Genomic DNA, 24,434 nt, shown 5'->3' with positions numbered 1-24,434 from the left:
AGGGGTGCGGCATTGCAATCCGCAAAGCGCCCATCTAGGGTTGGGATACAAGAATAAGGTCCATATCATGGACTATCTGGAGGAGCGCTTGCCGCAGAATTCCGCGCCCGAAGCCGGCCTGTCCGGCTCGCAGAGCGTCGACCGGGCGCTCGGGCTGCTCTCGCTGATCGGGCGGGAGCCGGCCGAAGGCCTGCCGCTCGGCGAGATCGTTTCCGGCAGTGGACTCAACAAGCCGACGACCCGGCGCCTGCTGCTGGCTTTGATGCGCGCGGGCCTGGTCGAGCAGGAGCCGCAGACGCGGCGCTATTGCCTCGGCGAGGAGGCCTTCGTGCTCGGCGTGCTGGCGGCGCGGCGCCACGGCCTGCTCGAAATCGCGATGGACGGCCTGCGCCGGTTGTCGGCGGAAACGCAGGACACGAGCTTCCTGACCGTCCGGCGCGAGAACTACGCGATCTGCCTGCATCGGGAGGAGGGGACGTACCCGGTGCGGACCCACGCCTTGCAGGCGGGCGACCAGCATCCGCTCGGCGTCGGCGCAGGCTCGCTCGCCATGCTGGCGGCGCTGCCCGACGATGATGTGGACCGTGTGATCGCGGCGAACGAAGCTGTACTGCTGGCGCGCTATCCGGGCTTCGCGCCGGAGGCGATGAGGGCCGATATCGCCGAAACGCGCGCGCGCGGCTTCTCGCTCAATCCCGGCCGGCTCGTCGCCAGTTCATGGGGCATCGGCCGGGCCTTCCGCTATCCGGATGGGCGGGTCGCGGGAGCCCTCTCCATCGCCGCGATCGACAGCCGCATGGCGCCAGGCCGGCAGGCGGAGCTTGCCGTGCCGCTGGCGCGCGAGGCCGAGCGCATGGAAGCGCTCCTGGCCGAGATGTTCGTATCCAAACGGGCCGGCAGGCCCATGGCGGCCGCTGTGCCGCGATCCATCGAGACAGGGAGAGCCGCAAGATGAGCTCTGCAACAGCCGCCCCGACCGGGGGCGTCGTGCCGATGACCCGGCGCGTGATGAACCTCGCCCATATCGCGACGCAGAACGCGCGGCGCCTGCCCGCACATCCCGCCTTCATCTGGGGCGAGAAGGTGCTCGACTGGGCCGAGATCGATGCGCAGGTTTCGGCGCTCGCTGCGGGTTTGCGGGCGCGCGGCATCGGCAAGGGCGACCGTCTGCTCGTCCATTCCAAGAACTGCGACGCGATGTTCGTCTCGATGTTCGCGACCTTCCGGCTCGGCGCCGTCTGGGTGCCCACCAATTTCCGCCTGCTGCCGGACGAGGTCGCCTATCTCGCCACGGCTTCCGGCGCGAAGGGCTTCCTCTGCCATGGCGATTTCCCGGATCATGCGGCGGCGGTCGCGGCGGCGAGCCCGGCGCCGGAGTTCACCTGGCGGATCGGGGATGGCGCGTTCGGCGAGGACGAGGTCGGTGCGGTGATCGCGCGCCATCGCGGCGAAAACGTCGAGAATGCCGCGGTCGAGCATGACGATCCCTGCTGGTTCTTCTTCACCTCCGGCACGACCGGGCGCTCCAAGGCCGCCGTGCTGACCCATGGCCAGATGGGCTTCGTGATCACCAACCATCTCTGCGACCTCGTGCCGGGCTCGACCGAAAAAGACGCGTCGCTGGTGGTGGCGCCGCTCTCGCATGGCGCGGGCGTGCACCAGCTGATGATCTCGGCGCGCGGCGCGACCTCGATCCTGCTGCCGACCGAACGCTTCGATATCGACGAGGCCTACCGCCTGATCGCGAAGCACCGGATCAGCAACATCTTCACCGTGCCGACGATCCTGAAGATGCTGGTCGAGCATCCGGCCGTGGACCAGCACGATCATTCCAGCCTGCGCTACATCATCTATGCGGGCGCGCCGATGTATCGCGAGGACCAGAAGGCGGCGCTCAGGAAGCTCGGCAAGGTGATCGTGCAGTATTTCGGGCTGGGCGAGGTGACCGGCAACATCACCGTGCTGCCGCCGGCGCTGCATGAGGCCGAGGACGGGCCGAATGCCCGCATCGGCACCTGCGGCTTCGAGCGCACGGGCATGCAGGTGCAGATCCAGGACGAGGACGGCCGGGAGGTCGAGGCCGGCGTGCAGGGCGAGATCTGCGTGATCGGCCCGGCCGTCTTCGCCGGCTATTACGACAATCCGGAAGCCAATGCGAAATCCTTCCGCAATGGCTGGTTCCGCACCGGCGACCTCGGCCATATGGACGAACAGGGCTTCGTCTACATCACCGGCCGGGCCTCGGACATGTACATCTCCGGCGGCTCGAACATCTATCCGCGGGAGATCGAGGAGAAGATCCTGACCCATCCGGCGATCGCCGAAGTCGCCGTGCTGGGCGTGCCCGATCCGGTCTGGGGCGAGATCGGCATCGCGGTCTGCGTCAACCGCCCCGGCCAGAATGCGACGGAAGGCGAGATCGCGGATTTCCTTGGGCCCAAGATCGCCCGCTACAAGATGCCGAAGCGCTTCCTGTTCTGGGAGGCCCTGCCGAAATCGGGCTATGGCAAGGTGCCGAAGCGCCTCGTCAAGGACGAGCTGGAGAAGCGCGGGGAGCTCGACTTTCTGAAGGGGAAGGCGTCGTGAGGCGGGTCGAGCAGCCCGGCACCGGAACTCCCGAACGCATCCAGTGGGTGGAATGCGGCGGGCGCGCCTTCTCGCTGACGCTGCCGGCTGGCGTGCCGTTGCTGGAGGCGGTGAGGAGCGGTTTCGCGGCCGAGGGCTTCACCTCGGGCGTGGTGAAGCTCGACGGACTGAAGCTTGCACCCTTCGCCTATGTGATGCCGGCTTTATCGAAGACGCCGGAGCATGCCGCCTTCTATAGCGAGACCTTCCGGCTGGAGGGCGGGGCGCGCATCGAGGTCGGCGCGATGACCTTCGGCCAGCGCGACGGGGCGCCGTTCTTCCATGCGCATGCCTTGTGGGTGGAAGGAGACGGCAAGCGCAGCGGCGGGCATATCCTCCCGGACGAGACGACCGTGGCCGAGACGATCACGCTGCAGGCGGTCGGACTCGATGGTGCGGCTTTCACGGCTGAGCCGGATGGCGAGACGCATTTCAAGCTGTTCGGACCGGTGGCGGCTGCGGCAGGTGGCGCCGGGGATGGACGCTTCTTCGCGTTGCGCGTGAAGCCGAATGTCGATTTCTGCGGAGCTCTGGAGACGTTCTGTGCGGAGCGCGGGGTTCGCGAGGCCGCGATCCATGGCGGGGTCGGCTCGACCATTGGCGCGCGGTTGACGGATGGTGGGGTGGTCGAGAATTTCGCGACGGAGGTCGCCATCACCGATGGTCGGATCGCTCCGGGCGTGGGGGGCTTCGAAGCAGCAATCGATGTCGCGCTGGTCGACTATAGCGGCGCGCTGGCGAGCGGGCGGTTGGTTCGGGGCGACAACCCGGTGCTGATGACCTTCGAGCTGGTGCTGGAGGCGCGCTGACGGCTCTTCAGAACCAGCGGGAAAGCCTCTCCCGGAGGGAGAGGGCAGGGTGAGGGGTAGGCCGCTCACCGTGTTTGCCGTGAGGTGGTCGCTGCGTAGCGGTGAGGTCGCAGTTCACTGCTCCAGGGGCCTACACCTCACCCCTGCCACTCTCCTTACAGGAGAGGGGTTCCCGCGCTCTTCCGGCTCGTTGTCAGCCCTTCAACCGCCCTGCTGCTTCTCGATTTCGCGATTCCGCAGATCCTTGCGCATGATCTTGCCCGTCGCGGTCAGCGGCAGTTCCGTTACGAACTCGACCTCGCGCGGATATTGATAGGCGGCCAGCCGGTCACGCACGAAGGCCTGGATTTCAGTCGCCAGTTCCGCCGTCGGCGCCACATCCGGCTTCGGCAGGACGAAGGCCTTGACGATCTCGGTGCGGACGGGATCGGGCACGCCGACGACGGCGACCATCAGCACGGCGGGATGGCGGATGATGCAGTCCTCGATATCGCCGGGACCGATGCGATAGGAGCCCGAGGAGATGATGTCGTCGTCGCGGCCCTGGAACCAGAAATAGCCGTCCTCGTCGCGCGCACCGCTATCGCCGGTGACAAGCCAGTCGCCGATGAATTTCGCCGCCGTGGCCTCGGGCTGGTTCCAGTATTCCAGCATCATCACCGGATCGGGTCGTGCCACCGCGATCAGCCCCTGCTCGCCATCAGGCAATTGCTGGCCTTCCGGCGATATCACCGCGACGCGATGGCCAGGCACGGCGCGGCCCATCGAGCCAGGCTTCACGGGGTAGAGGCTCGCGCAGTTGGCGACGAGCAGGTTCGCTTCGGTCTGGCCGTAGAATTCGTTGACCGGGAAGCCGAAGGTCTCGCGGCTCCAGTCGAGCATGTCGGCGCCGAGCGTCTCGCCACCGGTGCCGATCGAGCGCATGGCATAGCCGAAGCGTCGGGGATCGCGGACCTGCCGCATCAGCTTCAGCGCCGTCGGCGGCAGGAAGGCGTTGCGGACCTTGTGCCTGTTCATCAGCGCGAAGGCGGCCTCGGGATCGAATTTGCGGGCACGCGATGCCAGCACCGGCACGCCGCAATAGAGGCTCGGCAGGAGCACGTCGAGCAGGCCGCCGATCCAGGCCCAGTCAGCTGGCGTCCAGAACAGGTCGCCCGGCTGCGGGAAGAATTCCTGCGGCAATTGCACGCCCGGCAGATGGCCGAGCAGGACGCGATGGGCATGCAGCGCGCCCTTCGGCTTACCCGTCGTGCCGGAGGTGTAGATGATCACGGCCGGGTCGTCGGCGCGCGTATCGGCTGGGGTGAAGCGGTCTGAGGCCTTCGCCATCTCCGCCTCGAAATCGAGATGGCCGGCGCCGCCGACGACGAAGATCTTGCGCAGATTCGGCAATGCGTCGCGGATCGCCTCGACCTTGCCGATATTCTCCGCGTCGGTGACGAGCACGCTGGCGCCGCTATGGCCGAGGCGATGCTCCAGCGCCTCGGGCCCGAACAGGATGAAGAGCGGCAGCGCGATGGCGCCCAGCTTATAGGCGCCGAGATGGGCGATCGCGGTCTGCGGCGATTGCGGCAGGAGGATGCCGACGCGTTCGCCCGGCCCGATGCCGTGAGCGCTCAACAGGTTGGCGAAGCGGTTCGAGGCGCGGGCGAGATCGTCGAAGGAGAGCGTCGCGAGTTTTCCGCCTTCCTCCTCGAAGATCAGTGCCGGTTTGCCGGTGCCGTCGGCATGGGCGTCCGAGCAGGCCGTGCCGATGTTGAAGCGCTCGGGCACACGCCAAGCGAAACGGCGCAGCGTGTCTTCATAGGTGGTGCCGCGTTCGAGCATGTCGGGCCTCGGCGTTCTGGCAGAGACTCGATTAGGCGTGCGACGCGGTGAACTGGCAAGCTGCGGACAGGCTCATCGGATTTTGGGAGAAGGGCACCCTGCTCTGAAATCGTGAAAGGGTCGCGGCGATACTCATTTTATGTTATACGTTCTGTATAACAGGAGGGCGGGGTCATGAGCGAACTGAAAAAGGTCGAGGAGACCGAGGCGACGGTGCTGCAGATCCGCAAGATCGGCAATTCGCTCGGGCTGATCCTGCCCAAGGATCTGTTGGCGCAACTCGGTTTCAGCGAGGGAGACAAGCTCGAGCTCGTTCGGCAGCCGGAGGGAGCGCTCAAGCTGCAGCGGCATGAGGATTTGCATGCCCGTGGCATGGCGATCGCCCGCAAGTCGTTCAAGAAATATGCCGCCACTTATCGCGAGCTCGCCAAGTGAGCGAGCCGCTCTGGGTGAGTGTCGAGCTCGCTCTCGATATCCATGCGGAGCAACTCGCCATCTTCGGAGGGCCGGAAGGCGTCCGTGATCGCGGCCTGCTCGAATCGGCCTTGGCCCGTGCCCCGAACAGGTTCTCCTATGGCGAAACCAGCCTCGCAGCGCTGGCGGCAGCTTACGCTTTCGGTATCACCCGGAACCATCCGTTCGTTGATGGCAACAAGCGTGCAGCCTTCGCCTGCATGTTCGTTTTCCTGGGCCTCAACGGCATCGATTTCGACGTCGAGCCAGCAATGGCCGCAGCCGCCATCCTCGCACTCGCGGCCGGCGAGGTCGATGAGGAAGGCCTGACGCGCTGGATCCGCGACAATTGGCCGAAGGATATGCCGGCATGACCACCCCGATCTGGATCGAGGCTGCGATCAACGGCCCCTGGGGCAAGGAGCGCCAGCCCGGCATCCCGATCAGCATCCCCGACATCATCGCGGACGGCATCGCGGCGGTCGAGGCGGGCGCGGCGATCGTGCATCTGCATGTCTATGACGTCGAAACCGGGCGCCAGCGCGACGATTGGGAGCTCTATGCGCGGGCGATCGAGGGCATCCGCGCCAAGGTCGACGCCATCGTCTACCCGACGATCCCGATCCTCGGTTCCTCCTATGCCGGCGACATGATCAATTCCGGGCGCTACACCCATCTGGAAGAGCTGGCGAAGCGCGGCCTCGCCGAATGGGGCGTGCTCGATCCCGGCTCCTGCAACTGGACGAGTTTTGCCGGTATTCCGCAGGGCGAGGCCGGTTTCATCTACCAGAACCCCGGCGAGCATATCCGCGAGGGCATCGATGTCGCGCGGCGCAACAAGGTGCATCCGAGCTATGCGATCTACGAGCCCGGTTTCACGCGGCTCGGTGCCGCCCTGGCGCGGGCCCATCCCGACCTGCCCGTGCCGATCTACCGGCTGATGTTCTCGGATGCCTTCGCCTGGGGCTTTCCGCCGCGCGAATGGGCGCTCGAAGCGCATCTGAAGCTGCTGGCCGAAGATGCTCCTGGCGCTCCGGTGATGATCGCGGGGCTCGGCGTGGATCTGTCCGAGCTGATCGGGCCAGCGGTGGCGCGCGGCGTCCATGTTCGCGGCGGGCTGGAGGACGCGCCCTTCGGCTGCGCGAAAACGAATGCGCAGTTGATCGCGGAGACGGTCCGCCGGGTCGAGGCGGCAGGTGGTCGCGCGGCTGACGTCGACGAGGTACGAAGCAGCCTCGCCCGAGCGGGCGGAAGCTGAGAATCAGGGAATTGCGTTCGATGAGCCTGCGAGACGAGTTGCTGGAGCGGTTCTTCCGCTATGTCGCGGTCGAGAGCCAGAGCGATGGCGCGGCGACGACGCTGCCGAGCACGCCGGGCCAGCAGGAGCTGGCGGAATTGCTCGCGGGTGAACTGCGCGCGCTCGGGCTTGAGGATGTCGTTATCGACGCGCATGCGACGGTCACCGCAGTGAAGCGTGGCACGCGCCCGAACGCCCCGCGCATCGGCTTCATCGCCCATGTCGATACGGTCGATGTGGGCTTGTCGCCGGTCGTCAAGCCGCAATTGCTGCGCTTCGCGGGCGAGGATCTTCGTCTGAACGAGGCGCAGGACATCTGGCTGCGCGTGGCGGAGCATCCGGAGATCCTGCCCTGGAAGGGCCATGACGTCGTCTTCAGCGACGGCACCAGCGTGCTCGGAGCGGACAACAAGGCGGCGGTCGCGATCGTGATGACGCTGCTCGCGCGGCTTAAGGCCGAGGACGAGCATGGCGATATCCATGTCGCCTTCGTGCCCGACGAGGAGATCGGGCTGCGCGGCGCCAAGGCGCTCGATCTCGCCCGCTTCCCCTGCGATTTCGCCTATACGATCGATAGCTGCGAACTCGGCGAAGTCGTCTACGAGAACTTCAATGCCGCCGGCGCCGAGATCGTCTTCACTGGCGTCACCGCCCATCCGATGTCGGCCAAGGGCGTGCTGGTGAACCCGCTGCTGATGGCGCAGGATTTCATCGCCGCCTTCGACAGGGCGCAGACGCCCGAGAACACCGAAGGGCGCGAGGGGTATGTCTGGTTTACCGGCCTCGACGCGAATGCATCACAGGCGGTGCTCAAGGCCAATATCCGCGATTTCGACCGCGACTCCTTCGCGGCGCGCAAGCGCAGGATCGGTGAGGTCGCTGAGGATATCGCCGGCCGCTATCCGACCGGCAAGGTGACCTGGAAGGTGAGCGACACCTACGGCAATATCAGCGACAGCCTGGGCGAGGACCGCCGCTCGGTCGAGCTGCTGATGACCGCGCTGAAGGAACTCCAGATCGCGCCGAAGCTCATCCCGATGCGCGGCGGCACCGATGGCGCGGCGCTTTCGGCACGCGGGTTGCCGACGCCGAACTTCTTCACCGGCGGCCTCAATTTCCATTCGCGCTTCGAGTGCCTGCCGGTGCCGGCTTTCGAAGCCTCCTATGAGGTGGCGCGGCGGATCTGCCTGCTGGCGGGGAGGGGCACCTAGAGCATCGGACCGAAAAGCGGATTCCCCTTTTCGATCCGATGAGACGGAGGTCGGGCGTAAGGGATCGTCGACCCTGCGGCGGCCCCCGGGCCGCGAAGGATTACCAGGTCACCTGGAGCCCGACATTGCCCGAGACGCCACGGCTGCGCTCGGAGGAGGCGTTCGTCAGATAGCTCGCCTTGGCAAAGAGGCTGACATTGCTTGCGACCTCCGCGGCGACGCCGCCGCCGATCTCGACAGCCGTCGCGCCGTAGCGCGTGGTGATCAGATTGGCGTCGAACAGGGTTTTGTCGTTGCCGTCGAAGGTATGCCAGAGATCGACGGTGAGATAGGGCCGCACCGGAATCGCCCCCCAGGCGAAACTGCCCTGCAGGCGCGCGCCGATGCGGCCGGAGACGACATTCGCATCGCGGTGGTCGATCGATGAGAACAGGTCGTTCGCCCGGTCGAGCATCGACCGCTGCCAGACGAGCTGTGCCTGCGGCTCCAGCACGAGGCCGGCGCCGAGCGCGATCGGATAGCCGCCCTCGATCGACCCGGTGAGGACCGAGCCCGTCGCATCCGCCTTCAGGCCGCGGTCCGAGCGCGGATTGCCGTCGAGCCAGCTATGCATCGCGACCGCGTCGACATACCAGCCGCTTGGGCCGATATGGGTCCAGTAGCCGCCGAGGCTGTAGCTGTTGAGCGAGAGCTTGCCGGCCCGCGCGCGGAGCTGCCCGAGCGCGAAGCCGCGGGTGTCGCCTTCGGCCCGGCCGTAGCCGAAGAACAGGCCGAAGCGGTCGCGATGCCCGTCCGGCCTGTCGATGCCGTAGAGATCGAGACCGGTCTGGAGCCCGACGATATTGCCCTTGAACTCCGGGCTGACGGTGCCGGACTGGCTCTGTTCGCGATGCTCGCCGAAGATGCGGCCCCAGGCGGCTGAGCTCTGCTCGCCGCGGTTCAGCAGATACTGGTCGCCCCGGCGCTGGTGGAAGGTGCCGAGCGTGCTCAGCGCGACCATGCGGGCCGTGGATGGCGTCAGCGTGTTGGCGGCGACCTCGGGCCGATAGAGCGGGACCGTCGCACCTGCCGGGGCCGGCGCGACGGCGGGCATGCCGGGCGCCTGCTGCGGTACAGGCGGTTCAGGCACCCCGGGAGGAGTAGGTGTTGCAGGCGCCGCGGGAGGGGCAGTCGAGCGCAGATACCAGTTCTGCTCGCTGCCCGGCGTCACGCCGCCATGATACAGCAGATATTCGAAGGCGCCGGCGGCGATCGGCCCCGCTTGCGTGAAGGCTCCTGCGGTGGTCGCGCCGTTGACGGCGCTGACGACCTCGATGCCGTTGCCGAGCGTCGGGGCGCCAGGGCCGCCCAGATTGACGACGCCAATGGCCGTGCTCCCATTGGCCGTGCCGTTGGAGATGATCAGCCGGTCGGAGGGGGAGGCGCTGTCGCCAAGGACGGTCTGAAGGCTGAGCCTGCCGTTCTGGCCCGTATAGTTGCCGAGGATGGTGAGGCTGTCCGTCGCCGCTGCGGGCCCGTTGGTGAGATCGATCAGGCCGGCATTGGTCACGGTCGCGAGCTGCCCGGCCGTGAACGGCACGATGGCGTGGCTGCCATTGCCGGCGAAGACCGTGCTGGTCGCATCCACCGTCAGCGTTCCGGTTCCCGTGCCCGCGTCGCCGAGCGTGAGCGTGCTGGCGAAGGTCAGGCGGGAGTTGTTCGTCAGCTCGATCAGCTCCCAGTTGATGAAGCGGGCGACGCCTGTGGCGCTTGTGTTCACCCAGGTCAGACGGTCGGTCCCGGTGCCGCCGTCGATCACGGCCGTCGGCACCAGATTGGCGTCCGTCAGGTTGGTGAAGATGGCGGTGTCGTTGCCGGCGCCGAGCTGGAAGCCCGAGGACAGCACGCCGCCGCCGTTCCAGTTGACGATGTCCCTGCCGTTGCCGCTGATGAGCGCGCCGGCGACGGTACCGCCGCTGACGTTGAAGACGTTGTCGCCATTGCCGAAATTGACGAAGCCGCCGATCGAGCCGCCCGAGAGGTTGAGCGTGTCGTTGTTCTGCGCGGCCAGGATGTTGCCGACGACCGTGCCGCCCGACATGGTCACGACGTTGTTGGCGAGCGTCATGTTGATCGAGCCGATCTGGCCGCCGGTGATCGTCACGAAGTCACCCTCGTTCAGGCCACCCGTGATGACGCCGCCGGAAATCGTCGCGAAGTCGAGCTCGCCGCCCTGATCGACCGAGCCGTTGATCGTGCCGCCGGTCATGATGAAGGTGTCGACGCCGTCGCCAAGGCCGCTGCCCTGGTCGAGATTCCCGTTCAGGGTGCCGCCGCGCATGATGAAGGTGTCGTTATTGTTGCCCTGGCTGACATTGCCGTTGATGGTTCCGGCGTTGTCGATCGTGAGCCTGTCATTGCCAGAGCTGAGGATCGCGCCGTTGATGGTTCCGCTGGCCAGATTGGTGACGGTGTAGACACCGTTCCCGGCGAAGTTGAGCGCGGCTCCCGTGCCGCCATTGATCTGGGCGGCGCTGCCGCCGACGCCGTTGGTGATGGCGATGGTCTGTGCCGCGCCGGCGGCGCCTGTGCCGGCTGCGATGCCGTCGGTCGTTCCCTGGATGATGCCGCTGTTGTCGATCACCAGCGCCCGCGCCGCGGCGCCCGCCGCGAAGGTCTGGCTGATGCCCGCGCCAGCGCCGCCTGCCGCCGTGCCGGCGATCGTGGCGCCGGCATTGTTGACGATCCGGATCGTCGAGGCCGCATTGCCCTGCAGGATCGCGATGCCGGTCGCGGCACCTGCTCCGGTGTTCGTCGCGGATATCGTGCCCCAATTATTGAAGAGATTGCTTCCCGCGCCGGTCCCCGACGAAAAGCTCAGGCCGGTGAAAGCTCCCGCGCCATTGCCCGTCGCGACGATGGAGCCGTTGTTGTTCAGCGTGTTCCCGAACGTGTTGGTCCCGAATGTCAGCGCCTGGCCGCTCGGGGCCTGCTGGATCGTCGCTCCGGGGTTGACGTTAACGATGACCGGCACGCCTGCAGGCGCCGCGAATCCGTCAGGGTCGGTGCCCGAACAGGTGACCGTCGCGCCCGCGCCGGGTGGGTCCGGCAAGCATTGCGCCTGAACAGGCAGCGCCGCGAGGAGGCTGCTCATGCCGGCCGCCAGTGCGATGGGGCTGCTTTCCAAGAACGGAAGCCGGAAACGCCGCTTTCTCAGCCGCGCATCACGCGTCTGGACTTGTCCAGACCGTTCGGTGCCAGAGCATCGCCGCATGCTCGCCTCACATCTGCTGATCCTGCACGCAAGATGCAGTGCGAATCGCTCGCAAGCAACCAAAGCGCGAGCATCAGCGTCGTGCTTCGGTGGCAACCGTCTCCAAAAAGTTAAAAGGCGTGGTGGGCTTGGTCGCGGCGGTGGCGATCCCTAGATGGCTGTTGTGGATCGAGGCGAACCCGAGAGACCGATGTCCGAACGCGATAGCGAAGCCAACCGATTCTCCGCCCGCGCGGCACGCTATGCCCGGGTGGGCGCGAATGTCGGCGGGGTGGCGGCGCGGATCGCGGGCGCCAGGCTGTTCGGCGTCGAGGGGCGCGACGCCTCCAATGCCGAGGCGCTGGCCAAGGCGCTGGGCGGGCTGAAGGGCCCGATCATGAAGGTGGCGCAGCTCGTCGCCACCATTCCCGACGTGGTGCCGCCGGAATATGCCGCCGAGCTGCAGAAGCTGCAGTCGCAGGCGCCGCCGATGGGCGCAGCCTTCGTCAAGCGCCGGATGATGGCCGAGCTCGGCGCCAATTGGCGCGAGCGCTTCGGCGAATTCGACCTGAAGCCGGCGGCGGCCGCTTCACTGGGGCAGGTGCATCGCGCGACGACGCTGGAAGGCACTCCGCTCGCCTGCAAGCTGCAATATCCCGACATGGAATCGGCGGTGGAGGCCGATATCGCCCAGCTCGAGGTGCTGTTCTCGCTGCACCGGCGCATGGGCGCGGTGATCGACACCAGCGAGATCGCCAAGGAGATCGGCGCCCGCGTCCGCGAGGAGCTCGATTACAAGCGCGAAGCCAGGCATGTCGCGCTCTATCAGGCGATCCTGGCGGAGACGCCGCAAGTGCGCGTGCCGGCTCTGGAGCCGGCGCTCTCGACCCGGCGGCTGCTGACCATGCACTGGCTCGACGGCAGTCCGATCCTCTCGCACAAGCAGGACGGGCAGGCGGTGCGCGACCGCATCTCGACCGCGATGTTCAAGGCCTGGTGGCGGCCCTTCAGCCATCACGGCGTCATCCATGGCGACCCGCATCTCGGGAACTACACGGTGTTCTCGGAGGGCGGCGAGCCGCAGGGCATCAACCTGCTCGACTATGGCTGCATCCGCATCTTCCCGCCTTCATTCGTCGGTGGCGTGGTCGACCTCTATCGCGGCCTGCAGCAGGGTGACGATGCCCGCGTCGTCCATGCCTATGAGACCTGGGGCTTCAAGGGGCTGACCAAGGAGCTGGTCGACACGCTCAACATCTGGGCGCGCTTCATCTATGGGCCGTTGCTGGAGGACCGCGTCAGGCGCATCGCGGAGGATGTCAGCCCTGCCGAATACGGTCGCAAGCAGGCCTTCCAGGTGCACCAGGCGCTGAAGAAGCGCGGGCCGGTGACGGTGCCGCGCGAATTCGTCTTCATGGACCGGGCCGCGATCGGGCTCGGCGGCGTCTTCCTGCATCTCGATGCCGAATTGAATTTCCACCAGCTGTTCGAGGCGGAGATCGAGGGGTTCACGGTGGAGGGCGTCGCGCAGCGGCAGCACGCGGCGTTGGTCGAGGTCGGGTTGAAACCCTAGGCTCGCGCGGCTCAGTCGCCACCACCGCCGCAATCGCCGCCGCCGCTGTCGTCGCCGAAGCCTCCGCTTCCTCCGTCACCGCCGCCGGAGGTGCGGCGCCAGGCCGCGATGTCCTCCTCGTCGCGCTTGGTCTGCTCGCGCGCCTCGGCGAACCAGCGCCTGGCCCTCTCGCGCAGGGCAGGGTCGAGCGCGAAGGGATCATCCCCTTCGGTATCCTTGCGCGGGTCGTCCACGAAAAGCGCCTCCCTTCGATTGCGAGAATTTAGCCGAATCCGGAGGAGTCGTCCTCGCCGTCGCCGAAATGGCGTTAATCGCGGTCGCACGCAGGTTGTAAATTGCGCATGGTTGGCGTTGTTAAATCGATTTAAATTTCGTATTTTCACCGAAACTGGACAGAAGGCCGCGAGGGCGCTGTTCATTTCACCGGCGCGCGACGCTGCCGCGTTGCCCGTCCGTCGCGGGTGCGCTACAGGCTAGAGAGACTGTGTCTTTTTCAGGATCGAGACCATGGCCGACCACGCCCATCACGCCGACATTCCCGCGATGGACTATCCCGAGCATGAGCGCACTTATGGCGGCTTCGTGCACATGGCCGAAGTCGGCACGGTGGCCTGCCTCGCCATCGTCGCGGTGCTCGCGGTCGGCGGCACCAAGCACGCCTGGGGCACCGCTCTTGTTGGCACGCTCCTCACGGTGATCGGAACCGGCGTCGGCATCGCGTCGGAGAAGATCTCCTGGCGCGCGCCGCTCGTGGCGCTCGTGCTGATGCTGCTCGCGCTGCTCCTCTACTGATCCGCTTCCCGTAACGCCGGAAAGGCCTGCCCCGCCATGCGCATTGCTGTCCCAGCCGAAACGCAAGGGGCGGAGACCCGCGTCGCCGCGACGCCGGAAACCGTCCGCAAGTTCAAGGGCCTCGGCGCCGAGATCGTCGTCGAGACCGGCGCCGGCAAAGCCTCCGGCATCCTCGATGCCGATTACGAGGCGGCGGGCGCGACGATTGCGAAGACGGCGGCGGAGGCGCTTGCCGGGGCGAATATCGTGCTGAAGGTGCGTCGTCCGGGCGAAAGCGAGATCGCCGGGCTGCCGGCGGGCGCGCTCGTCATCGCGACGATGGACCCTTACGGCAACGAGGCACAGGTCGAGGCGCTGGCCAAGGCCAATGTCGCCGCCTTCGCCATGGAGTTCATGCCGCGCATCACTCGCGCGCAGGTGATGGACGTGCTGTCGTCGCAGGCCAACCTCGCTGGCTACCGCGCCGTGATCGACGGCGCTGCCGAATACGGCCGGGCGCTGCCGATGATGATGACGGCGGCGGGCACCGTGCCGGCCGCGAAGATCTTCGTGATGGGCGTCGGCGTCGCCGGCCTGCAGGCGATCGCGACGGCGCGGCGCCTTGGCGCCATCGTGACCGCGACCGATGTGCGCCCCGCGACCAAGGAGCAGGTCGAGTCGCTCGGCGCCAAGTTCCTCGCCGTCGAGGACGAGGAGTTCAAGCAGGCGCAGACGGCCGGCGGCTACGCCAAGGAGATGTCCAAGGAATACCAGGCCAAGCAGGCGGAACTGACCGCCAGCCACATCGCCAAGCAGGACATCGTCATCACCACCGCGCTGATCCCGGGCCGCCCGGCGCCGAAGCTGATCTCGGCGGCGATGGTCGAGAGCATGAAGCCCGGCTCCGTCATCGTCGATCTCGCCGTCGAGCGCGGCGGCAATTGCGAGCTGGCCAAGCCCGGCGAAGTCGTTGTCACGCCGAACGGCGTCAAGATCGTCGGCCATCTCAACGTGCCGGGCCGGCTCGCCGCAACCTCTTCGGCGCTCTACGCCAAGAACCTCTACGCCTTCGTCGAGACGCTGATCGACAAGGCCGAGAAGAAGCTCGCAGTGAACTGGGACGACGAGCTGGTGAAGGCGACCGCCCTGACGAAGGACGGCGCCGTCATCCATCCGAATTTCGCGCCGAAGGCCTGAGCGAAGGAATTCCGACCATGGCAAATCCCTCTCCCGAACAGGCCATCGAAAGCGCCCGCAACGCCGCGGCGCTGGCCAGGCAGGCGGCCGAGCTCGCCGAGCGCTATGCCGACCAGGCGGCGGCGGCGGCCAGCATCGCCACCGGCGGCGTCGATCCGACGATCTTCCGCCTCGCCATCTTCGTGCTCGCCGTCTTCGTCGGCTACTACGTCGTCTGGTCGGTGACGCCGGCGCTGCACACGCCGCTGATGTCCGTCACCAACGCGATCTCCTCGGTCATCGTCGTCGGCGCGCTGCTCGCCGTCGGCGTCGAGGCTCTTCCGGCGCTCGGCGACGGGCCGATCTGGGCCAAGATCTTCGGCTTCGTCGCCCTCGTGCTCGCCTCGGTGAACATCTTCGGCGGCTTCCTCGTCACCGAGCGCATGCTCGCGATGTACAAGAAGAAGGGCTGACGCATGGCCGCCAACCTCTCAGCCCTGCTCTACGTCGTTTCCGGCGTCCTGTTCATCATGGCCCTGCGGGGCCTGTCGCATCCGACCAGCTCCCGCCAGGGCAACCGCTACGGCATGATCGGCATGGGGCTCGCCATCCTGACGACGGTGGTGTTCTTCCCGCCGTCGGGCTTCTCGGGCTGGCTGCTCGTCATCCTCGGCATCGCCATCGGCGGCGGCATCGGCGCCTTCATGGCCAAGCGCGTGCAGATGACGCAGATGCCGCAGCTCGTCGCCTTCTTCCACTCGCTGGTCGGCCTCGCAGCCGTGCTGGTGGCGGCGGCCGCGCTCTATGCGCCGGAGGCCTTCGGCATCGGCCATGTCGGCTCGATCCACGGCGCGAGCCTGTTCGAGATGGCGCTCGGCGTCGCGATCGGCGCGGTCACCTTCACCGGCTCGATCATCGCCTTCCTCAAGCTCGACGGGCGCATGAGCGGCAAGCCGATCATGCTGCCGCAGCGCCATGGCATCAATATCGGCCTCGCCATCGCGCTCGTCGTCCTACTGGCGATCTTCATCAAGACCGAGAGCCACGGCGTCTTCTGGCTGATCGTGCTGGTTTCGCTGGTGCTCGGCGTGCTGCTGATCGTGCCGATCGGCGGCGCGGACATGCCGGTCGTCGTGTCCATGCTGAACTCCTATTCCGGCTGGGCCGCCGCCGGCATCGGCTTCACGCTCGGCAACATGGCGCTGATCATCACCGGCGCACTGGTTGGCTCCTCCGGCGCGATCCTGTCCTACATCATGTGCAAGGGCATGAACCGCTCCTTCATCTCGGTGATCCTCGGCGGCTTCGGCGGCGAGACGGCTGCCGCCGGCGCGGCCGGGGCGGTCGAGGCGCGGCCGGTGAAGCAGGGCTCGCCGGACGATGCCGCCTACATCATGAAGAACGCCGCCAAGGTCATCATCGTGCCGGGCTACGGCATGGCGGTGGCGCAGGCGCAACACGCTCTGCGCGAGATGGCGGACACGCTCAAGAAGGAAGGCGTCGAGGTCAAATACGCGATCCATCCGGTTGCGGGCCGCATGCCCGGCCATATGAACGTGCTGCTGGCCGAGGCCAACGTGCCCTATGACGAGGTCTTCGAGCTTGAGGACATCAACTCGGAATTCGGCCAAGCCGACGTCGCCTTCGTCATCGGCGCCAACGACGTCACCAACCCGGCGGCGAAGACCGATCCGCAATCGCCGATCTACGGCATGCCGATCCTCGACGTCGAGAAGGCCAAGACGGTGCTGTTCATCAAGCGCGGCATGGGCTCCGGCTATGCGGGCGTCGAGAACGAGCTGTTCTTCAAGCCCAACACCATGATGCTGTTCGGCGACGCCAAGAAGGTCACCGACGAGATCGTCAAGGCGCTGGCGCACTGAAGGACCCGCAAAAGCGGGCGCCGCTTTTGCGATGAGGGCTGTTCGAGACCAAACCCGCGCGCCGTCATCGGAATGCTGCAATGGGCCGGCTTGATCGCCGGCCCCTTTGCTTTCCGGATCCCCCGCCCGATGCTTCTGCGCCTGACCAGGATTGTGCTGCTGCTGGCGCTGGCGGCCTATCTCGCCACGCTCGGCCTGCTTTATGCCTACCAGCGCGACCTGGTCTTTCCGCTCAATCCGGCGAAGGCGGATATCGCCTCGGCGGGACTTCCGGCGGCCGAGGAGGTGTCGGTGACGACCGCCGATGGCGAGCGGCTCGTCGCCTGGGCGGTGGCGCCGCGGGGCGACAAGCCGGTGCTGCTCTATTTCCAGGGCAATGCCGGCAATCTCGGCGGGCGGGGCCGTGCAGAGAGGCTGAGGGCGCTGACCGCGGACGGGACCGGTCTTTTCGCGATCAGCTATCGCGGCTATGGCGGCTCGACCGGCAGCCCGAGCGAGGAAGGCCTGCAGCAGGATGCCCGGGCCGCCTATGCGGCGGCGGCGCAGCGCTACGGGGCCGACCGGCTGATAGGCTATGGCGAGTCGCTGGGAACCGGCGTGGTGCTGAAGCTCGCGGCCGAGAGGCCGCTCAAGGCGGTGGTGCTGGAGGCACCCTATCTTTCGGCGCTGGCGGTGGCCGAGGCGCGCTATCCCTATCTGCCGCTCGGTCCCTTCATGCGAGACCCTTTCCGCTCGGACACGGTCATCGAGGAGATCAACGCACCGCTGCTGGTCATGCATGGCGAGCGCGACGGCGTCATTCCCATCGCCCAGGGGCAGGCGCTCTACGATCTCGCCAAGCCGCCCAAGCGCTTCCTGCGCTTCCCGGAGGGCCGGCATGCGGACCTGCCGGACCATGGCGCGATCCCGGAAGTGCGGCGCTTTCTGGCGGATGTCGCGCAGGGGCAGTTCAGCGGAGCGCAGGTCCGGACCGTACCATGACAAAGGCCGCCGGATCCGATCCGGCGGCCTCGATCTTCACAGCGCTTCGCCCGCGCTCAGCTCCTGAAGAGACCGCCGCCGCCACCGCCGCCGAGGCGGGACTGGCCGGCGCGGGCCTGGGCATTGTTGCCGTCTAGGCTGAGCGCGCGCTGATAAGCCTGCTGGGCTTCGGATCTCTGGCCGAGCTTCTCCTGGGCGAAGCCACGGCCGGCCCAGGCATCGGCGTTGCGGTTGTCGACATTGAGGGCTGCGGTGAAGTCCTCCAGCGCGGCATCGTATTTGCCCAGCGCGTTCAGGCTCTGGCCGCGCGCGACATAGGGCGGGGCGGTGTAGGGGTTGCGGTCGATCACCGAGTCGAAATCGGTGACGGCGTGCTGGTGCTGGCCTTCCTTCTGATAGACGAGGCCGCGCGAATGGAAGGCTTCGGGCGATTCCGGGTTCAGCCGGATCGCGGTGTTGAGGTCGCTGAGCGCCTGCTGCAGGTTGCCTTGCTGGCGCAGCAGATTGGCCCGGGCGACATAGGCCGGACCGTAATTGGGGTTGACGGTGGTGGCCTTGTTGAAATCGGCCATGGCCGCATCGTTGCGACCGCTCTGGCGCAGGGCCAGGCCGCGATTCGTATAAGCCGAGGCGAGGTTCGGATCGAGCTGGACCGCCTTGGTGAAATCGCCGATCGCGTCCGAGAAGCGGCCGATGCGGGCATAGGCGGCGCCGCGGGTGTTGTAGGCGCCGGGATCGTTCTGGTTGCGGCTGATGACCTCGCTCAGCGAGCCGATATTGACGCTGGCATCAGCGTTGTCGCTGGTGTCGAGCACGGCCACGGCTGGCTGGGAGGAGAGACCGGATACGCTGTCGCATCCGGCCAGAGCCACCGCCATGCCAGCGGCCGCCAGCCAATAACTGCCTCGGATCATGCTTCGCCTCATCGATCTCGGCCTCATCGGTCTCGTGCTTCGTCTGCCGCTGAGTCCCAAGCCTCAAGCCCAGGCTCCTTGCGGCGTGATCGCGCTCCCCAGCCGAACAGCGCCTCGTCAGACAAGACGCCCCAAACCCGCCAAAACTTGGTTAACTCCGGCAAAAACAAGAGCGCCCGGAGCGGACTCCAGGCGCCTGTCATTCTCGGACCCGCCCAGCGCCGCACAAGGCGGCTTGGCCAGGCTCAGGGGCGCTTCGGCTTCACCGGCGCGGGCAGGAGGCCTTCGCGCTGCAGCTTCTTGCGGACCAGCTTGCGGGCGCGGCGGACGGCCTCGGCCTTCTCGCGCGCCTTCTTCTCGGAAGGCTTCTCGTAATGGCCGCGGAGCTTCATCTCGCGGAAAATGCCCTCGCGCTGCATCTTCTTCTTGAGGGCGCGGAGAGCCTGGTCGACATTGTTGTCGCGAACGAGAACCTGCACGTGAAACGTCCGTCCTTAGCGGGTTGATCCAAAAATACGGGCCGGCGATGCCGCATGCGGATCGCTCGAAGGTTCGTGCGGATAACAGAATTCGATTTGGCTGTCCACGGCGCGATGCCGCGAAAATGCAGCCGTGGCACGCTTTTTCGCCGGATCGGGGCGAGCGCTCAGCCGCGCTCGGACAAAACCCGGGTGACATGGCCCATCTTGCGGCCCGGACGAGCGTCGCGCTTGCCGTAGAGATGCAGATGCGCGCCGGGCTCGGCGAGGATCTCGCGCCAGCGCAAAGCGGCGTCGCCGATCAGGTTCTCCATCTCGACGCGGCCGCGCAGCGCGGCGGAGCCGAGCGGAAAGCCGCAGACGGCGCGGACATGCTGATGGAACTGCGAGGTCTCGGCGCCCTCGCTGGTCCAATGCCCGGAATTATGCACGCGCGGGGCGATTTCGTTGACGATGACGCGCTCGGTGCCGCCATCCTCCAGCACGAACATCTCGACGGCGAAGACGCCGACATAGCCGAGCGCCTCGCCGATCCGACGCGCCGCATCGATGGCGGCGTCGGAGGCTGTCCTGCCGAGCTTCGCCGGCACGCGGGTGAAGGCGAGGATATGGTCGCGATGCTCGTTCTCGCAGACGTCGAAGGCAGCAAAGGCGCCATCGAGCCCGCGAGCGGCGACGACCGAGACCTCGCGCTCGAAGGGCACGAAACCTTCGAGGATCGCGGGAAAGCGGCCGATCGCCTCATAGGCCTCGGCGAGGTCGGTGCCGGGAGCGATCTTGACCTGCCCCTTGCCGTCATAGCCGAAGCGGCGTGTCTTCAGGATCGAGGGGCGGCCGAGCGCGGCGACGGCGGCCTCGAGATCGGCCAGCGAATCGACGGCGCGGAACGGCGCGACCGCAAGGCCGAGATCGGCGACGAAGCTCTTCTCGCTCAGCCGGTCCTGCGTCACGGCAAGCGCGCGGGCTCCGGGATGCAGCGGCGTGCGCGCGGCGAGGAACGCGGCGGTCGCCGCCGGCACGTTCTCGAATTCATAGGTCACGACGTCGACGGCGTCGGCGAAGTTGGCGAGGGCCGCCTCGTCGTCATAATCGGCGACGGTATGGCGGGTGGCCACGTCGAAGGCCGGGCTGTCCGCCTCCGGCGCGAAGACATGGCAGCGTATGCCGAGATCGGCGGCGGCGAGCGCCATCATCCGGGCGAGCTGGCCGCCGCCGAGGATGCCGAGCATGGCGCCCGGCGCGAGGCCGGTCGGAACAGGCGCGCTCATGCCTCGTTCCGATTCGGGCGCTCGGCGATGCCGGCGCTCTGGCGGGCGCGATAGGCCTCGAGACGTTCCGCCAGGGCCTCGTCCGAGAGTGCGAGCACGGCGGCCGCCAGGAGCGCGGCATTGACCGCGCCGGCACGGCCGATGGCGAGGGTGCCGACCGGGATGCCGGCGGGCATCTGCACGATGGAGAGCAGGCTGTCCTGCCCCGAGAGCGCCTTGGATTCGACGGGGACGCCGAAGACCGGCAGCGGCGTCAGCGAGGCGGTCATCCCCGGCAGATGGGCGGCGCCGCCGGCACCGGCGATCACCACCTTGAAGCCTTCGGCCTTGGCGCCCTTGGCGAAGGAAAACAGCCGGTCCGGCGTGCGATGGGCCGAGACGATGCGGGCGTCATAGGGGATGGCGAGGGCGTCGAGCGCTTCGGCAGCATGACGCATCGTCGCCCAGTCGGACTGGCTGCCCATGATGATGGCGACGGGTGGGCTGGTCTTGGCCATGGATGCGCTCGGGCTTCGCCTTGGGAAGCGCGCGATCTAGACCGCCCGGCGCCCGATAAGCAAGGGCGAATCGGGCCTGGCGCCCATCGAATCGCCGTGCTCAGGCGATGATGTCGGGCGTCAACGCATCCTCGATCTGCGAAATGCGGTCCTTCAGGTAGAGCTTGCGCTTCTTCAGCCGCTGCACCTGGATCTGGTTGATCGCGCCGACCCGCTCCAGCGCGTCGATGGCGCTGTCGAGATCGCGGTGCTCCTCGCGCAGCCGCGCCAGCTCCGCGGTGAAGGTCTCGACCTCTTCCGGGCTGAGCTCGAATCCCATGGCCATCTCATCATCGCCGCACTTGGCCGCGACTATGCCTTCGCCGCGATGCGCCTCGCAAGAGCGCGTGTCGCTGCCCAAGCCTCCGGGAGCCTTCTATTCACGGCTTCCGGGAAGGGAGCCGGAGTCGATCACAGAATCTCATGAATGCCGTGTGACAGTGCAGGGCAGACGTGAAGCCGGCTTTCTGTCAGATTGGTACGTCAACTGTTCATCAGGAGGATCCCAGATGTCGTTGCAGACCCGTCTTGTCGAACTCGAGCGCAAGCATCGCCAACTCGAGGACGCGATCGCCCGAGCCGTGGCGAGCCCTTCCTCCAGCGACCTCAGCGTGGCCGAGCTCAAGCGGAAGAAGTTGCAACTGAAGGATGAGATCGAACGCGTAAGGCTGACCATGCCGGGGCGAACCCTGCACTGAGACGAAATTTCGCTTCGCCCGCGGGGCGTTACATGGATGCGGACTTGAACCGGCCCGAAAGGGCCGGTTCTTTTTTGCGCTATGGAACCTTCCCGGGATGTCGCATGTTGAAGCGTGGCGTTTCAACATGGGAGGGATAGCATGGGCATTATCTGGACCATCATCATCGGCTTTGTCGCCGGGATCATCGCCAAGTTCATCACGCCGGGCTCGAACGAGCCGTCCGGCTTCATTCTGACAACAATTCTCGGCATCGTCGGCGCCTTCGTGGCGACCTATCTCGGTCAATCGCTCGGCTGGTATGCGCCGGGGCAGGGGGCAGGGCTGGTCGGCGCGGTGATCGGCGCCGTCATCGTCCTGTTGGTTTGGGCGATGATCAATGGCCGCCGCGGTTCTGTCTGATCCTGATCGAGTCCAGAAAAGGAGTTCCTGCCATGAGCAATGACAACGGGACCAGCAGCGGTTTTCCGTCGATGACGGCCCTGCTTGGGCTGCTCGCCGTCGCGGGCTACCAGCATCGCGACCAGATCTCGGAGTGGATCAGCAACAAGATGGGCGGCGGGCAGGGCGCCGCTCCGCCGGCCCCAGGGCAGGCGGGTGCCGCGCCCGGTCAGCAGCAGGCTGGCGGTGGCCTTCTCGGTAGCCTGGGCGGCTTGCTCGGCGCTGGCGGCGCCGGAGCGATCCTGAACAGCGGCCTCGGCGAGCTGGTCGACCGCTTCAACCAATCCGGGCAGGGCGACAAGGCCAATTCCTGGGTCGGGACGGGTCCCAACCAGGATGTCGCGCCGGGCGATCTCGAGCAGGCGCTGGGACCGGAGGTGCTCGACGCCATCGCCAAGCAGACCGGCCTCTCGCGCGAGGACCTGCTGGCGCGGCTCTCGAAAGTCCTGCCCGATGCGGTCGATCGCTATACGCCGGGCGGCAATCTCGGCAGCGCCAGGGGCTGAACGCTCCGGACGTAAGAGACATCGCCATGGCAGTGGCGCGGGCTAGAGGGCCCGCGCCATTTCGCGCAGGCGGAATTTCTGGATCTTGCCGGTCGAGGTCTTGGGGATCTCGGTGAAGATCACGGTCCTCGGGCATTTGAACGAGGCCAGATGTTGCTTGCACCAGGCGATCAGCTCCGCCTCGGTCGCAGGCTTGCCCGGCTTGAGCTCGATGAAGGCGCAGGGCGTCTCGCCCCATTTCTCGTCCGGCCGGGCGACGACCGCGGCGGCCTGCACCGCCGGATGCTTGTAGAGCGCATCCTCGACCTCGATCGAGGAGATGTTCTCGCCGCCGGAGATGATGATGTCCTTGGAGCGGTCCTTGAGCTGGATGTAGCCGTCGGGATAGCGCACGCCGAGGTCGCCGGTGTGGAACCAGCCGCCGGCGAAGGCGGCGCCGGTCGATCTCGGGTTCTTCAAATAGCCCTTCATCACGACGTTGCCGCGCATCATCACCTCACCGAGCGTCTGGCCGTCGCGCGGGACGGGCTGCATCGTGTCGGGATCGAGCACGTCGAGCCCCTCCAATGCGGGATAACGCACGCCCTGGCGGGCTTTCTTCGCGGCCTGCTCGGCCGGCGGGAGCGTGTCCCAGTCGTCGTTCCACTCATTGACCACGGCCGGGCCATAGCACTCGGTCAGCCCGTAGAGATGGGTGACCTCGAAGCCGGCCTGCTTCATGCCGGCGAGCACCGCTTCGGGCGGCGGGGCGGCGGCGGTGAAGAAGGAAACGGTCTGCGGGAAGTCGCGGCGCTCCTCTTCCGGGGCGTTGAGCAGCGTCGACATCACGATCGGCGCGCCGCAGAGATGGGTCACGCCATGGTCGGCGAGCGCGTCATACATCGCCTTGGCCCGGACCTGGCGCAGGCAGACATGGGTGCCGGCGACGATCGAGATCGTCCAGGGGAAGCACCAGCCGTTGCAGTGGAACATCGGCAGCGTCCAGAGATAGACCGGATGGCGGCCGAGATTGCCGGTGATGACGTTGGAGGTGGCCAGCAGATTGGCGCCGCGATGGTGATAGACCACGCCCTTGGGGTCGCCGGTGGTGCCGGAGGTGTAGTTCAGCGCGATCGCGTCCCATTCATCGTCCGGCATCCGCCACGCGAATTCCGGATCGCCGGAGGCGACGAAATCCTCGTAGTCGACGCTGCCGAGGCGCTCGCCCGGCCCGTCATAGACCGGGTCGTCATAGTCGATGACGAGCGGCTTCGCCTTGCAGAGCGCCAGCGCCTCCCGGATCGTGCCGGAGAACTCGCGGTCGGTGATCAGCACCTTCGCTTCGCCATGGTCGAGCGAGAAGGCGATGATGGCGGCATCGAGCCTGGTGTTGAGCGTGTTGAGCACGGCACCGGCCATCGGCACGCCGTAATGGCATTCCAGCATGGCGGGCGTGTTCGGCAGCATCGCTGCGACCGTGTCGTTCTTGCCGATGCCGTGTTTCGCCAGCGCCGAGGCGAGGCGGCGGGAGCGAGCATAGAACTCGGCATAGGAGCGGGCGAGCGGGCCGTGGACGATCGCGGTGTGGCTGGGGAAGATCGCGGCGGCGCGCTCGAGGAAGGTGAGCGGCGTCAGCGGCTGGTGATTGGCCGGGTTGCGGTCGAGATCGGTGTCATAGGGCGTGGTCTTCATCTTGGGCCTTCCGCCGTCGTGTCGCCGCAGGATTAGCCGCTCGCCGGCTCAACCGTAATCCATCCCTTTTGCCGATGCGGCGC

At 66.9% G+C, this 24,434-nt stretch carries 25 protein-coding genes; 16 read left to right on the top strand and 9 right to left on the bottom strand.

The window, feature by feature from the left end:
* Window positions 1-67: 67 nt before the first annotated feature.
* From AB6806_RS09770 to AB6806_RS09760, 3 genes are read left to right on the top strand one after another with little or no spacing between them, the layout of a single operon-like run.
* Entirely contained in the window at window positions 68-955 is an 888-nt protein-coding gene (locus AB6806_RS09770) for an IclR family transcriptional regulator (RefSeq protein WP_142021972.1), read from the top strand.
* A complete protein-coding gene (locus AB6806_RS09765; RefSeq protein WP_142021971.1) occupies window positions 952-2,586 on the top strand; it encodes an acyl-CoA synthetase in 1,635 nt (544 codons plus the stop codon). Before AB6806_RS09770 ends, AB6806_RS09765 begins: the two co-directional genes overlap by 4 nt.
* The gene (locus AB6806_RS09760; protein ID WP_142021970.1) at window positions 2,583-3,434 is read left to right on the top strand and encodes a PCC domain-containing protein; all 852 of its coding nucleotides are present in this window, start codon (window positions 2,583-2,585) and stop codon (window positions 3,432-3,434) included. The genes AB6806_RS09765 and AB6806_RS09760 overlap by 4 nt, the downstream gene beginning before the upstream one ends.
* Window positions 3,435-3,635: 201 nt before the next feature.
* Here the strand turns inward: AB6806_RS09760 and AB6806_RS09755 are convergent, their stop codons facing one another.
* Window positions 3,636-5,261: an acyl-CoA synthetase gene (locus tag AB6806_RS09755; protein ID WP_142021969.1), complete on the bottom strand. Its 1,626-nt coding sequence runs from the start codon at window positions 5,259-5,261 to the stop codon at window positions 3,636-3,638.
* Between the two features lie 174 nt (window positions 5,262-5,435).
* Here AB6806_RS09755 and AB6806_RS09750 point away from each other — a divergent pair, with 174 nt between their 5' ends.
* Genes AB6806_RS09750 through pepT form a run of 4 tightly spaced genes read left to right on the top strand, consistent with a single transcriptional unit; the run spans window position 5,436 to window position 8,222 of the window.
* Window positions 5,436-5,696 carry an AbrB/MazE/SpoVT family DNA-binding domain-containing protein gene (locus AB6806_RS09750; protein ID WP_113254502.1) on the top strand — a complete coding sequence of 87 codons (261 nt, stop codon included), beginning with the start codon at window positions 5,436-5,438 and terminating at the stop codon, window positions 5,694-5,696.
* Window positions 5,693-6,088 (top strand): type II toxin-antitoxin system death-on-curing family toxin, encoded by a 396-nt coding sequence (locus tag AB6806_RS09745; protein WP_142021968.1) that lies wholly within the window; start codon window positions 5,693-5,695, stop codon window positions 6,086-6,088. Before AB6806_RS09750 ends, AB6806_RS09745 begins: the two co-directional genes overlap by 4 nt.
* On the top strand, window positions 6,085-6,972 hold the full coding sequence (locus tag AB6806_RS09740) for a beta-keto acid cleavage family enzyme (protein ID WP_142021967.1): 888 nt from the start codon (window positions 6,085-6,087) through the stop codon (window positions 6,970-6,972). The genes AB6806_RS09745 and AB6806_RS09740 overlap by 4 nt, the downstream gene beginning before the upstream one ends.
* Before the next feature lie 20 nt (window positions 6,973-6,992).
* Window positions 6,993-8,222: a peptidase T gene (gene pepT / locus AB6806_RS09735; RefSeq protein WP_142021966.1), complete on the top strand. Its 1,230-nt coding sequence runs from the start codon at window positions 6,993-6,995 to the stop codon at window positions 8,220-8,222.
* A gap of 100 nt (window positions 8,223-8,322) precedes the next feature.
* On the opposite strand, the gene AB6806_RS09730 is transcribed toward pepT, so the two are convergent.
* Window positions 8,323-11,355 (bottom strand): autotransporter family protein, encoded by a 3,033-nt coding sequence (locus AB6806_RS09730; RefSeq protein ID WP_185747951.1) that lies wholly within the window; start codon window positions 11,353-11,355, stop codon window positions 8,323-8,325.
* A gap of 310 nt (window positions 11,356-11,665) precedes the next feature.
* Here AB6806_RS09730 and AB6806_RS09725 point away from each other — a divergent pair, with 310 nt between their 5' ends.
* A complete protein-coding gene (locus AB6806_RS09725; protein WP_142021964.1) occupies window positions 11,666-13,027 on the top strand; it encodes an ABC1 kinase family protein in 1,362 nt (453 codons plus the stop codon).
* A gap of 11 nt (window positions 13,028-13,038) precedes the next feature.
* Here the strand turns inward: AB6806_RS09725 and AB6806_RS09720 are convergent, their stop codons facing one another.
* Window positions 13,039-13,260, bottom strand: coding sequence for a hypothetical protein (locus AB6806_RS09720; protein ID WP_038359691.1), 222 nt, complete (start codon window positions 13,258-13,260; stop codon window positions 13,039-13,041).
* Window positions 13,261-13,534: 274 nt separating this feature from the next.
* On the opposite strand from AB6806_RS09720, the gene AB6806_RS09715 reads away from it, so the two are divergent.
* The 5 genes from AB6806_RS09715 (at window position 13,535) to AB6806_RS09695 (ending at window position 17,838) form a co-directional block, all read left to right on the top strand.
* The gene (locus AB6806_RS09715) at window positions 13,535-13,819 is read left to right on the top strand and encodes an aa3-type cytochrome c oxidase subunit IV (protein WP_038359690.1); all 285 of its coding nucleotides are present in this window, start codon (window positions 13,535-13,537) and stop codon (window positions 13,817-13,819) included.
* A 36-nt stretch (window positions 13,820-13,855) separates the two neighbouring features.
* Window positions 13,856-14,995, top strand: coding sequence for a Re/Si-specific NAD(P)(+) transhydrogenase subunit alpha (locus AB6806_RS09710; RefSeq protein WP_113254496.1), 1,140 nt, complete (start codon window positions 13,856-13,858; stop codon window positions 14,993-14,995).
* Window positions 14,996-15,012: 17 nt separating this feature from the next.
* Window positions 15,013-15,447 carry an NAD(P) transhydrogenase subunit alpha part 2 gene (locus AB6806_RS09705; RefSeq protein WP_038359688.1) on the top strand — a complete coding sequence of 145 codons (435 nt, stop codon included), beginning with the start codon at window positions 15,013-15,015 and terminating at the stop codon, window positions 15,445-15,447.
* 3 nt (window positions 15,448-15,450) lie between these two features.
* Complete coding sequence (locus tag AB6806_RS09700) at window positions 15,451-16,857, top strand: NAD(P)(+) transhydrogenase (Re/Si-specific) subunit beta (RefSeq protein WP_113254495.1); 1,407 nt, start codon at window positions 15,451-15,453, stop codon at window positions 16,855-16,857.
* A 129-nt stretch (window positions 16,858-16,986) separates the two neighbouring features.
* Window positions 16,987-17,838 carry an alpha/beta hydrolase gene (locus tag AB6806_RS09695; RefSeq protein ID WP_370954521.1) on the top strand — a complete coding sequence of 284 codons (852 nt, stop codon included), beginning with the start codon at window positions 16,987-16,989 and terminating at the stop codon, window positions 17,836-17,838.
* Window positions 17,839-17,894: 56 nt separating this feature from the next.
* Here the strand turns inward: AB6806_RS09695 and AB6806_RS09690 are convergent, their stop codons facing one another.
* From AB6806_RS09690 to AB6806_RS09670, 5 genes are all read right to left on the bottom strand, one after another.
* Window positions 17,895-18,752 carry a tetratricopeptide repeat protein gene (locus AB6806_RS09690; RefSeq protein ID WP_248312782.1) on the bottom strand — a complete coding sequence of 286 codons (858 nt, stop codon included), beginning with the start codon at window positions 18,750-18,752 and terminating at the stop codon, window positions 17,895-17,897.
* A gap of 245 nt (window positions 18,753-18,997) precedes the next feature.
* The gene (gene rpsU / locus AB6806_RS09685) at window positions 18,998-19,231 is read right to left on the bottom strand and encodes a 30S ribosomal protein S21 (protein ID WP_038359685.1); all 234 of its coding nucleotides are present in this window, start codon (window positions 19,229-19,231) and stop codon (window positions 18,998-19,000) included.
* A 167-nt stretch (window positions 19,232-19,398) separates the two neighbouring features.
* Entirely contained in the window at window positions 19,399-20,499 is a 1,101-nt protein-coding gene (locus tag AB6806_RS09680) for a 5-(carboxyamino)imidazole ribonucleotide synthase (protein WP_038359684.1), read from the bottom strand.
* The gene (purE, locus tag AB6806_RS09675; RefSeq protein ID WP_142021963.1) at window positions 20,496-20,996 is read right to left on the bottom strand and encodes a 5-(carboxyamino)imidazole ribonucleotide mutase; all 501 of its coding nucleotides are present in this window, start codon (window positions 20,994-20,996) and stop codon (window positions 20,496-20,498) included. The genes AB6806_RS09680 and purE overlap by 4 nt, the downstream gene beginning before the upstream one ends.
* A gap of 100 nt (window positions 20,997-21,096) precedes the next feature.
* Window positions 21,097-21,315, bottom strand: coding sequence for a YdcH family protein (locus AB6806_RS09670; protein ID WP_038360360.1), 219 nt, complete (start codon window positions 21,313-21,315; stop codon window positions 21,097-21,099).
* Window positions 21,316-21,544: 229 nt separating this feature from the next.
* Between AB6806_RS09670 and AB6806_RS09665 the strand changes: the two genes are divergently transcribed.
* The 3 genes from AB6806_RS09665 (at window position 21,545) to AB6806_RS09655 (ending at window position 22,680) form a co-directional block, all read left to right on the top strand.
* Window positions 21,545-21,733 (top strand): YdcH family protein, encoded by a 189-nt coding sequence (locus AB6806_RS09665; protein WP_038359682.1) that lies wholly within the window; start codon window positions 21,545-21,547, stop codon window positions 21,731-21,733.
* Between the two features lie 141 nt (window positions 21,734-21,874).
* Window positions 21,875-22,135 carry a GlsB/YeaQ/YmgE family stress response membrane protein gene (locus tag AB6806_RS09660; protein WP_038359681.1) on the top strand — a complete coding sequence of 87 codons (261 nt, stop codon included), beginning with the start codon at window positions 21,875-21,877 and terminating at the stop codon, window positions 22,133-22,135.
* A gap of 32 nt (window positions 22,136-22,167) precedes the next feature.
* On the top strand, window positions 22,168-22,680 hold the full coding sequence (locus AB6806_RS09655) for a YidB family protein (RefSeq protein WP_248311103.1): 513 nt from the start codon (window positions 22,168-22,170) through the stop codon (window positions 22,678-22,680).
* Between the two features lie 42 nt (window positions 22,681-22,722).
* Here AB6806_RS09655 and AB6806_RS09650 read toward each other — a convergent pair whose 3' ends face one another.
* Window positions 22,723-24,351 (bottom strand): acyl-CoA synthetase, encoded by a 1,629-nt coding sequence (locus tag AB6806_RS09650; protein ID WP_112764732.1) that lies wholly within the window; start codon window positions 24,349-24,351, stop codon window positions 22,723-22,725.
* Between the last annotated feature and the right edge of the window lie 83 nt (window positions 24,352-24,434).

The organism is Allobosea sp. RCC_152_1, assembly GCF_041360765.1.
In the GTDB taxonomy this organism is placed as follows: Bacteria; Pseudomonadota; Alphaproteobacteria; order Rhizobiales; family Beijerinckiaceae; genus Allobosea; species Allobosea spartocytisi.
This window is presented reverse-complemented; position numbering and strand designations above follow the sequence as displayed.

Excerpts from the sequence above, each read along its gene's own strand:
- AB6806_RS09765 (WP_142021971.1), top strand. The coding sequence starts at position 952 with ATGAGCTCTGCAACAGCCGCCCCGACCGGGGGCGTCGTGCCGATGACC.
- AB6806_RS09705 (WP_038359688.1), top strand. The coding sequence starts at position 15,013 with ATGGCAAATCCCTCTCCCGAACAGGCCATCGAAAGCGCCCGCAACGCC.
- AB6806_RS09755 (WP_142021969.1), bottom strand. The coding sequence starts at position 5,261 with ATGCTCGAACGCGGCACCACCTATGAAGACACGCTGCGCCGTTTCGCT.
- AB6806_RS09740 (WP_142021967.1), top strand. The coding sequence starts at position 6,085 with ATGACCACCCCGATCTGGATCGAGGCTGCGATCAACGGCCCCTGGGGC.
- purE (WP_142021963.1), bottom strand. The coding sequence starts at position 20,996 with ATGGCCAAGACCAGCCCACCCGTCGCCATCATCATGGGCAGCCAGTCC.
- AB6806_RS09730 (WP_185747951.1), bottom strand. The coding sequence starts at position 11,355 with ATGAGCAGCCTCCTCGCGGCGCTGCCTGTTCAGGCGCAATGCTTGCCG.
- AB6806_RS09715 (WP_038359690.1), top strand. The coding sequence starts at position 13,535 with ATGGCCGACCACGCCCATCACGCCGACATTCCCGCGATGGACTATCCC.
- pepT (WP_142021966.1), top strand. The coding sequence starts at position 6,993 with ATGAGCCTGCGAGACGAGTTGCTGGAGCGGTTCTTCCGCTATGTCGCG.
- AB6806_RS09700 (WP_113254495.1), top strand. The coding sequence starts at position 15,451 with ATGGCCGCCAACCTCTCAGCCCTGCTCTACGTCGTTTCCGGCGTCCTG.
- AB6806_RS09695 (WP_370954521.1), top strand. The coding sequence starts at position 16,987 with ATGCTTCTGCGCCTGACCAGGATTGTGCTGCTGCTGGCGCTGGCGGCC.
- AB6806_RS09750 (WP_113254502.1), top strand. The coding sequence starts at position 5,436 with ATGAGCGAACTGAAAAAGGTCGAGGAGACCGAGGCGACGGTGCTGCAG.
- AB6806_RS09660 (WP_038359681.1), top strand. The coding sequence starts at position 21,875 with ATGGGCATTATCTGGACCATCATCATCGGCTTTGTCGCCGGGATCATC.
- AB6806_RS09690 (WP_248312782.1), bottom strand. The coding sequence starts at position 18,752 with ATGATCCGAGGCAGTTATTGGCTGGCGGCCGCTGGCATGGCGGTGGCT.
- AB6806_RS09680 (WP_038359684.1), bottom strand. The coding sequence starts at position 20,499 with ATGAGCGCGCCTGTTCCGACCGGCCTCGCGCCGGGCGCCATGCTCGGC.
- AB6806_RS09650 (WP_112764732.1), bottom strand. The coding sequence starts at position 24,351 with ATGAAGACCACGCCCTATGACACCGATCTCGACCGCAACCCGGCCAAT.
- AB6806_RS09770 (WP_142021972.1), top strand. The coding sequence starts at position 68 with ATGGACTATCTGGAGGAGCGCTTGCCGCAGAATTCCGCGCCCGAAGCC.
- AB6806_RS09670 (WP_038360360.1), bottom strand. The coding sequence starts at position 21,315 with ATGGGATTCGAGCTCAGCCCGGAAGAGGTCGAGACCTTCACCGCGGAG.
- AB6806_RS09725 (WP_142021964.1), top strand. The coding sequence starts at position 11,666 with ATGTCCGAACGCGATAGCGAAGCCAACCGATTCTCCGCCCGCGCGGCA.
- AB6806_RS09665 (WP_038359682.1), top strand. The coding sequence starts at position 21,545 with ATGTCGTTGCAGACCCGTCTTGTCGAACTCGAGCGCAAGCATCGCCAA.
- AB6806_RS09710 (WP_113254496.1), top strand. The coding sequence starts at position 13,856 with ATGCGCATTGCTGTCCCAGCCGAAACGCAAGGGGCGGAGACCCGCGTC.
- AB6806_RS09655 (WP_248311103.1), top strand. The coding sequence starts at position 22,168 with ATGAGCAATGACAACGGGACCAGCAGCGGTTTTCCGTCGATGACGGCC.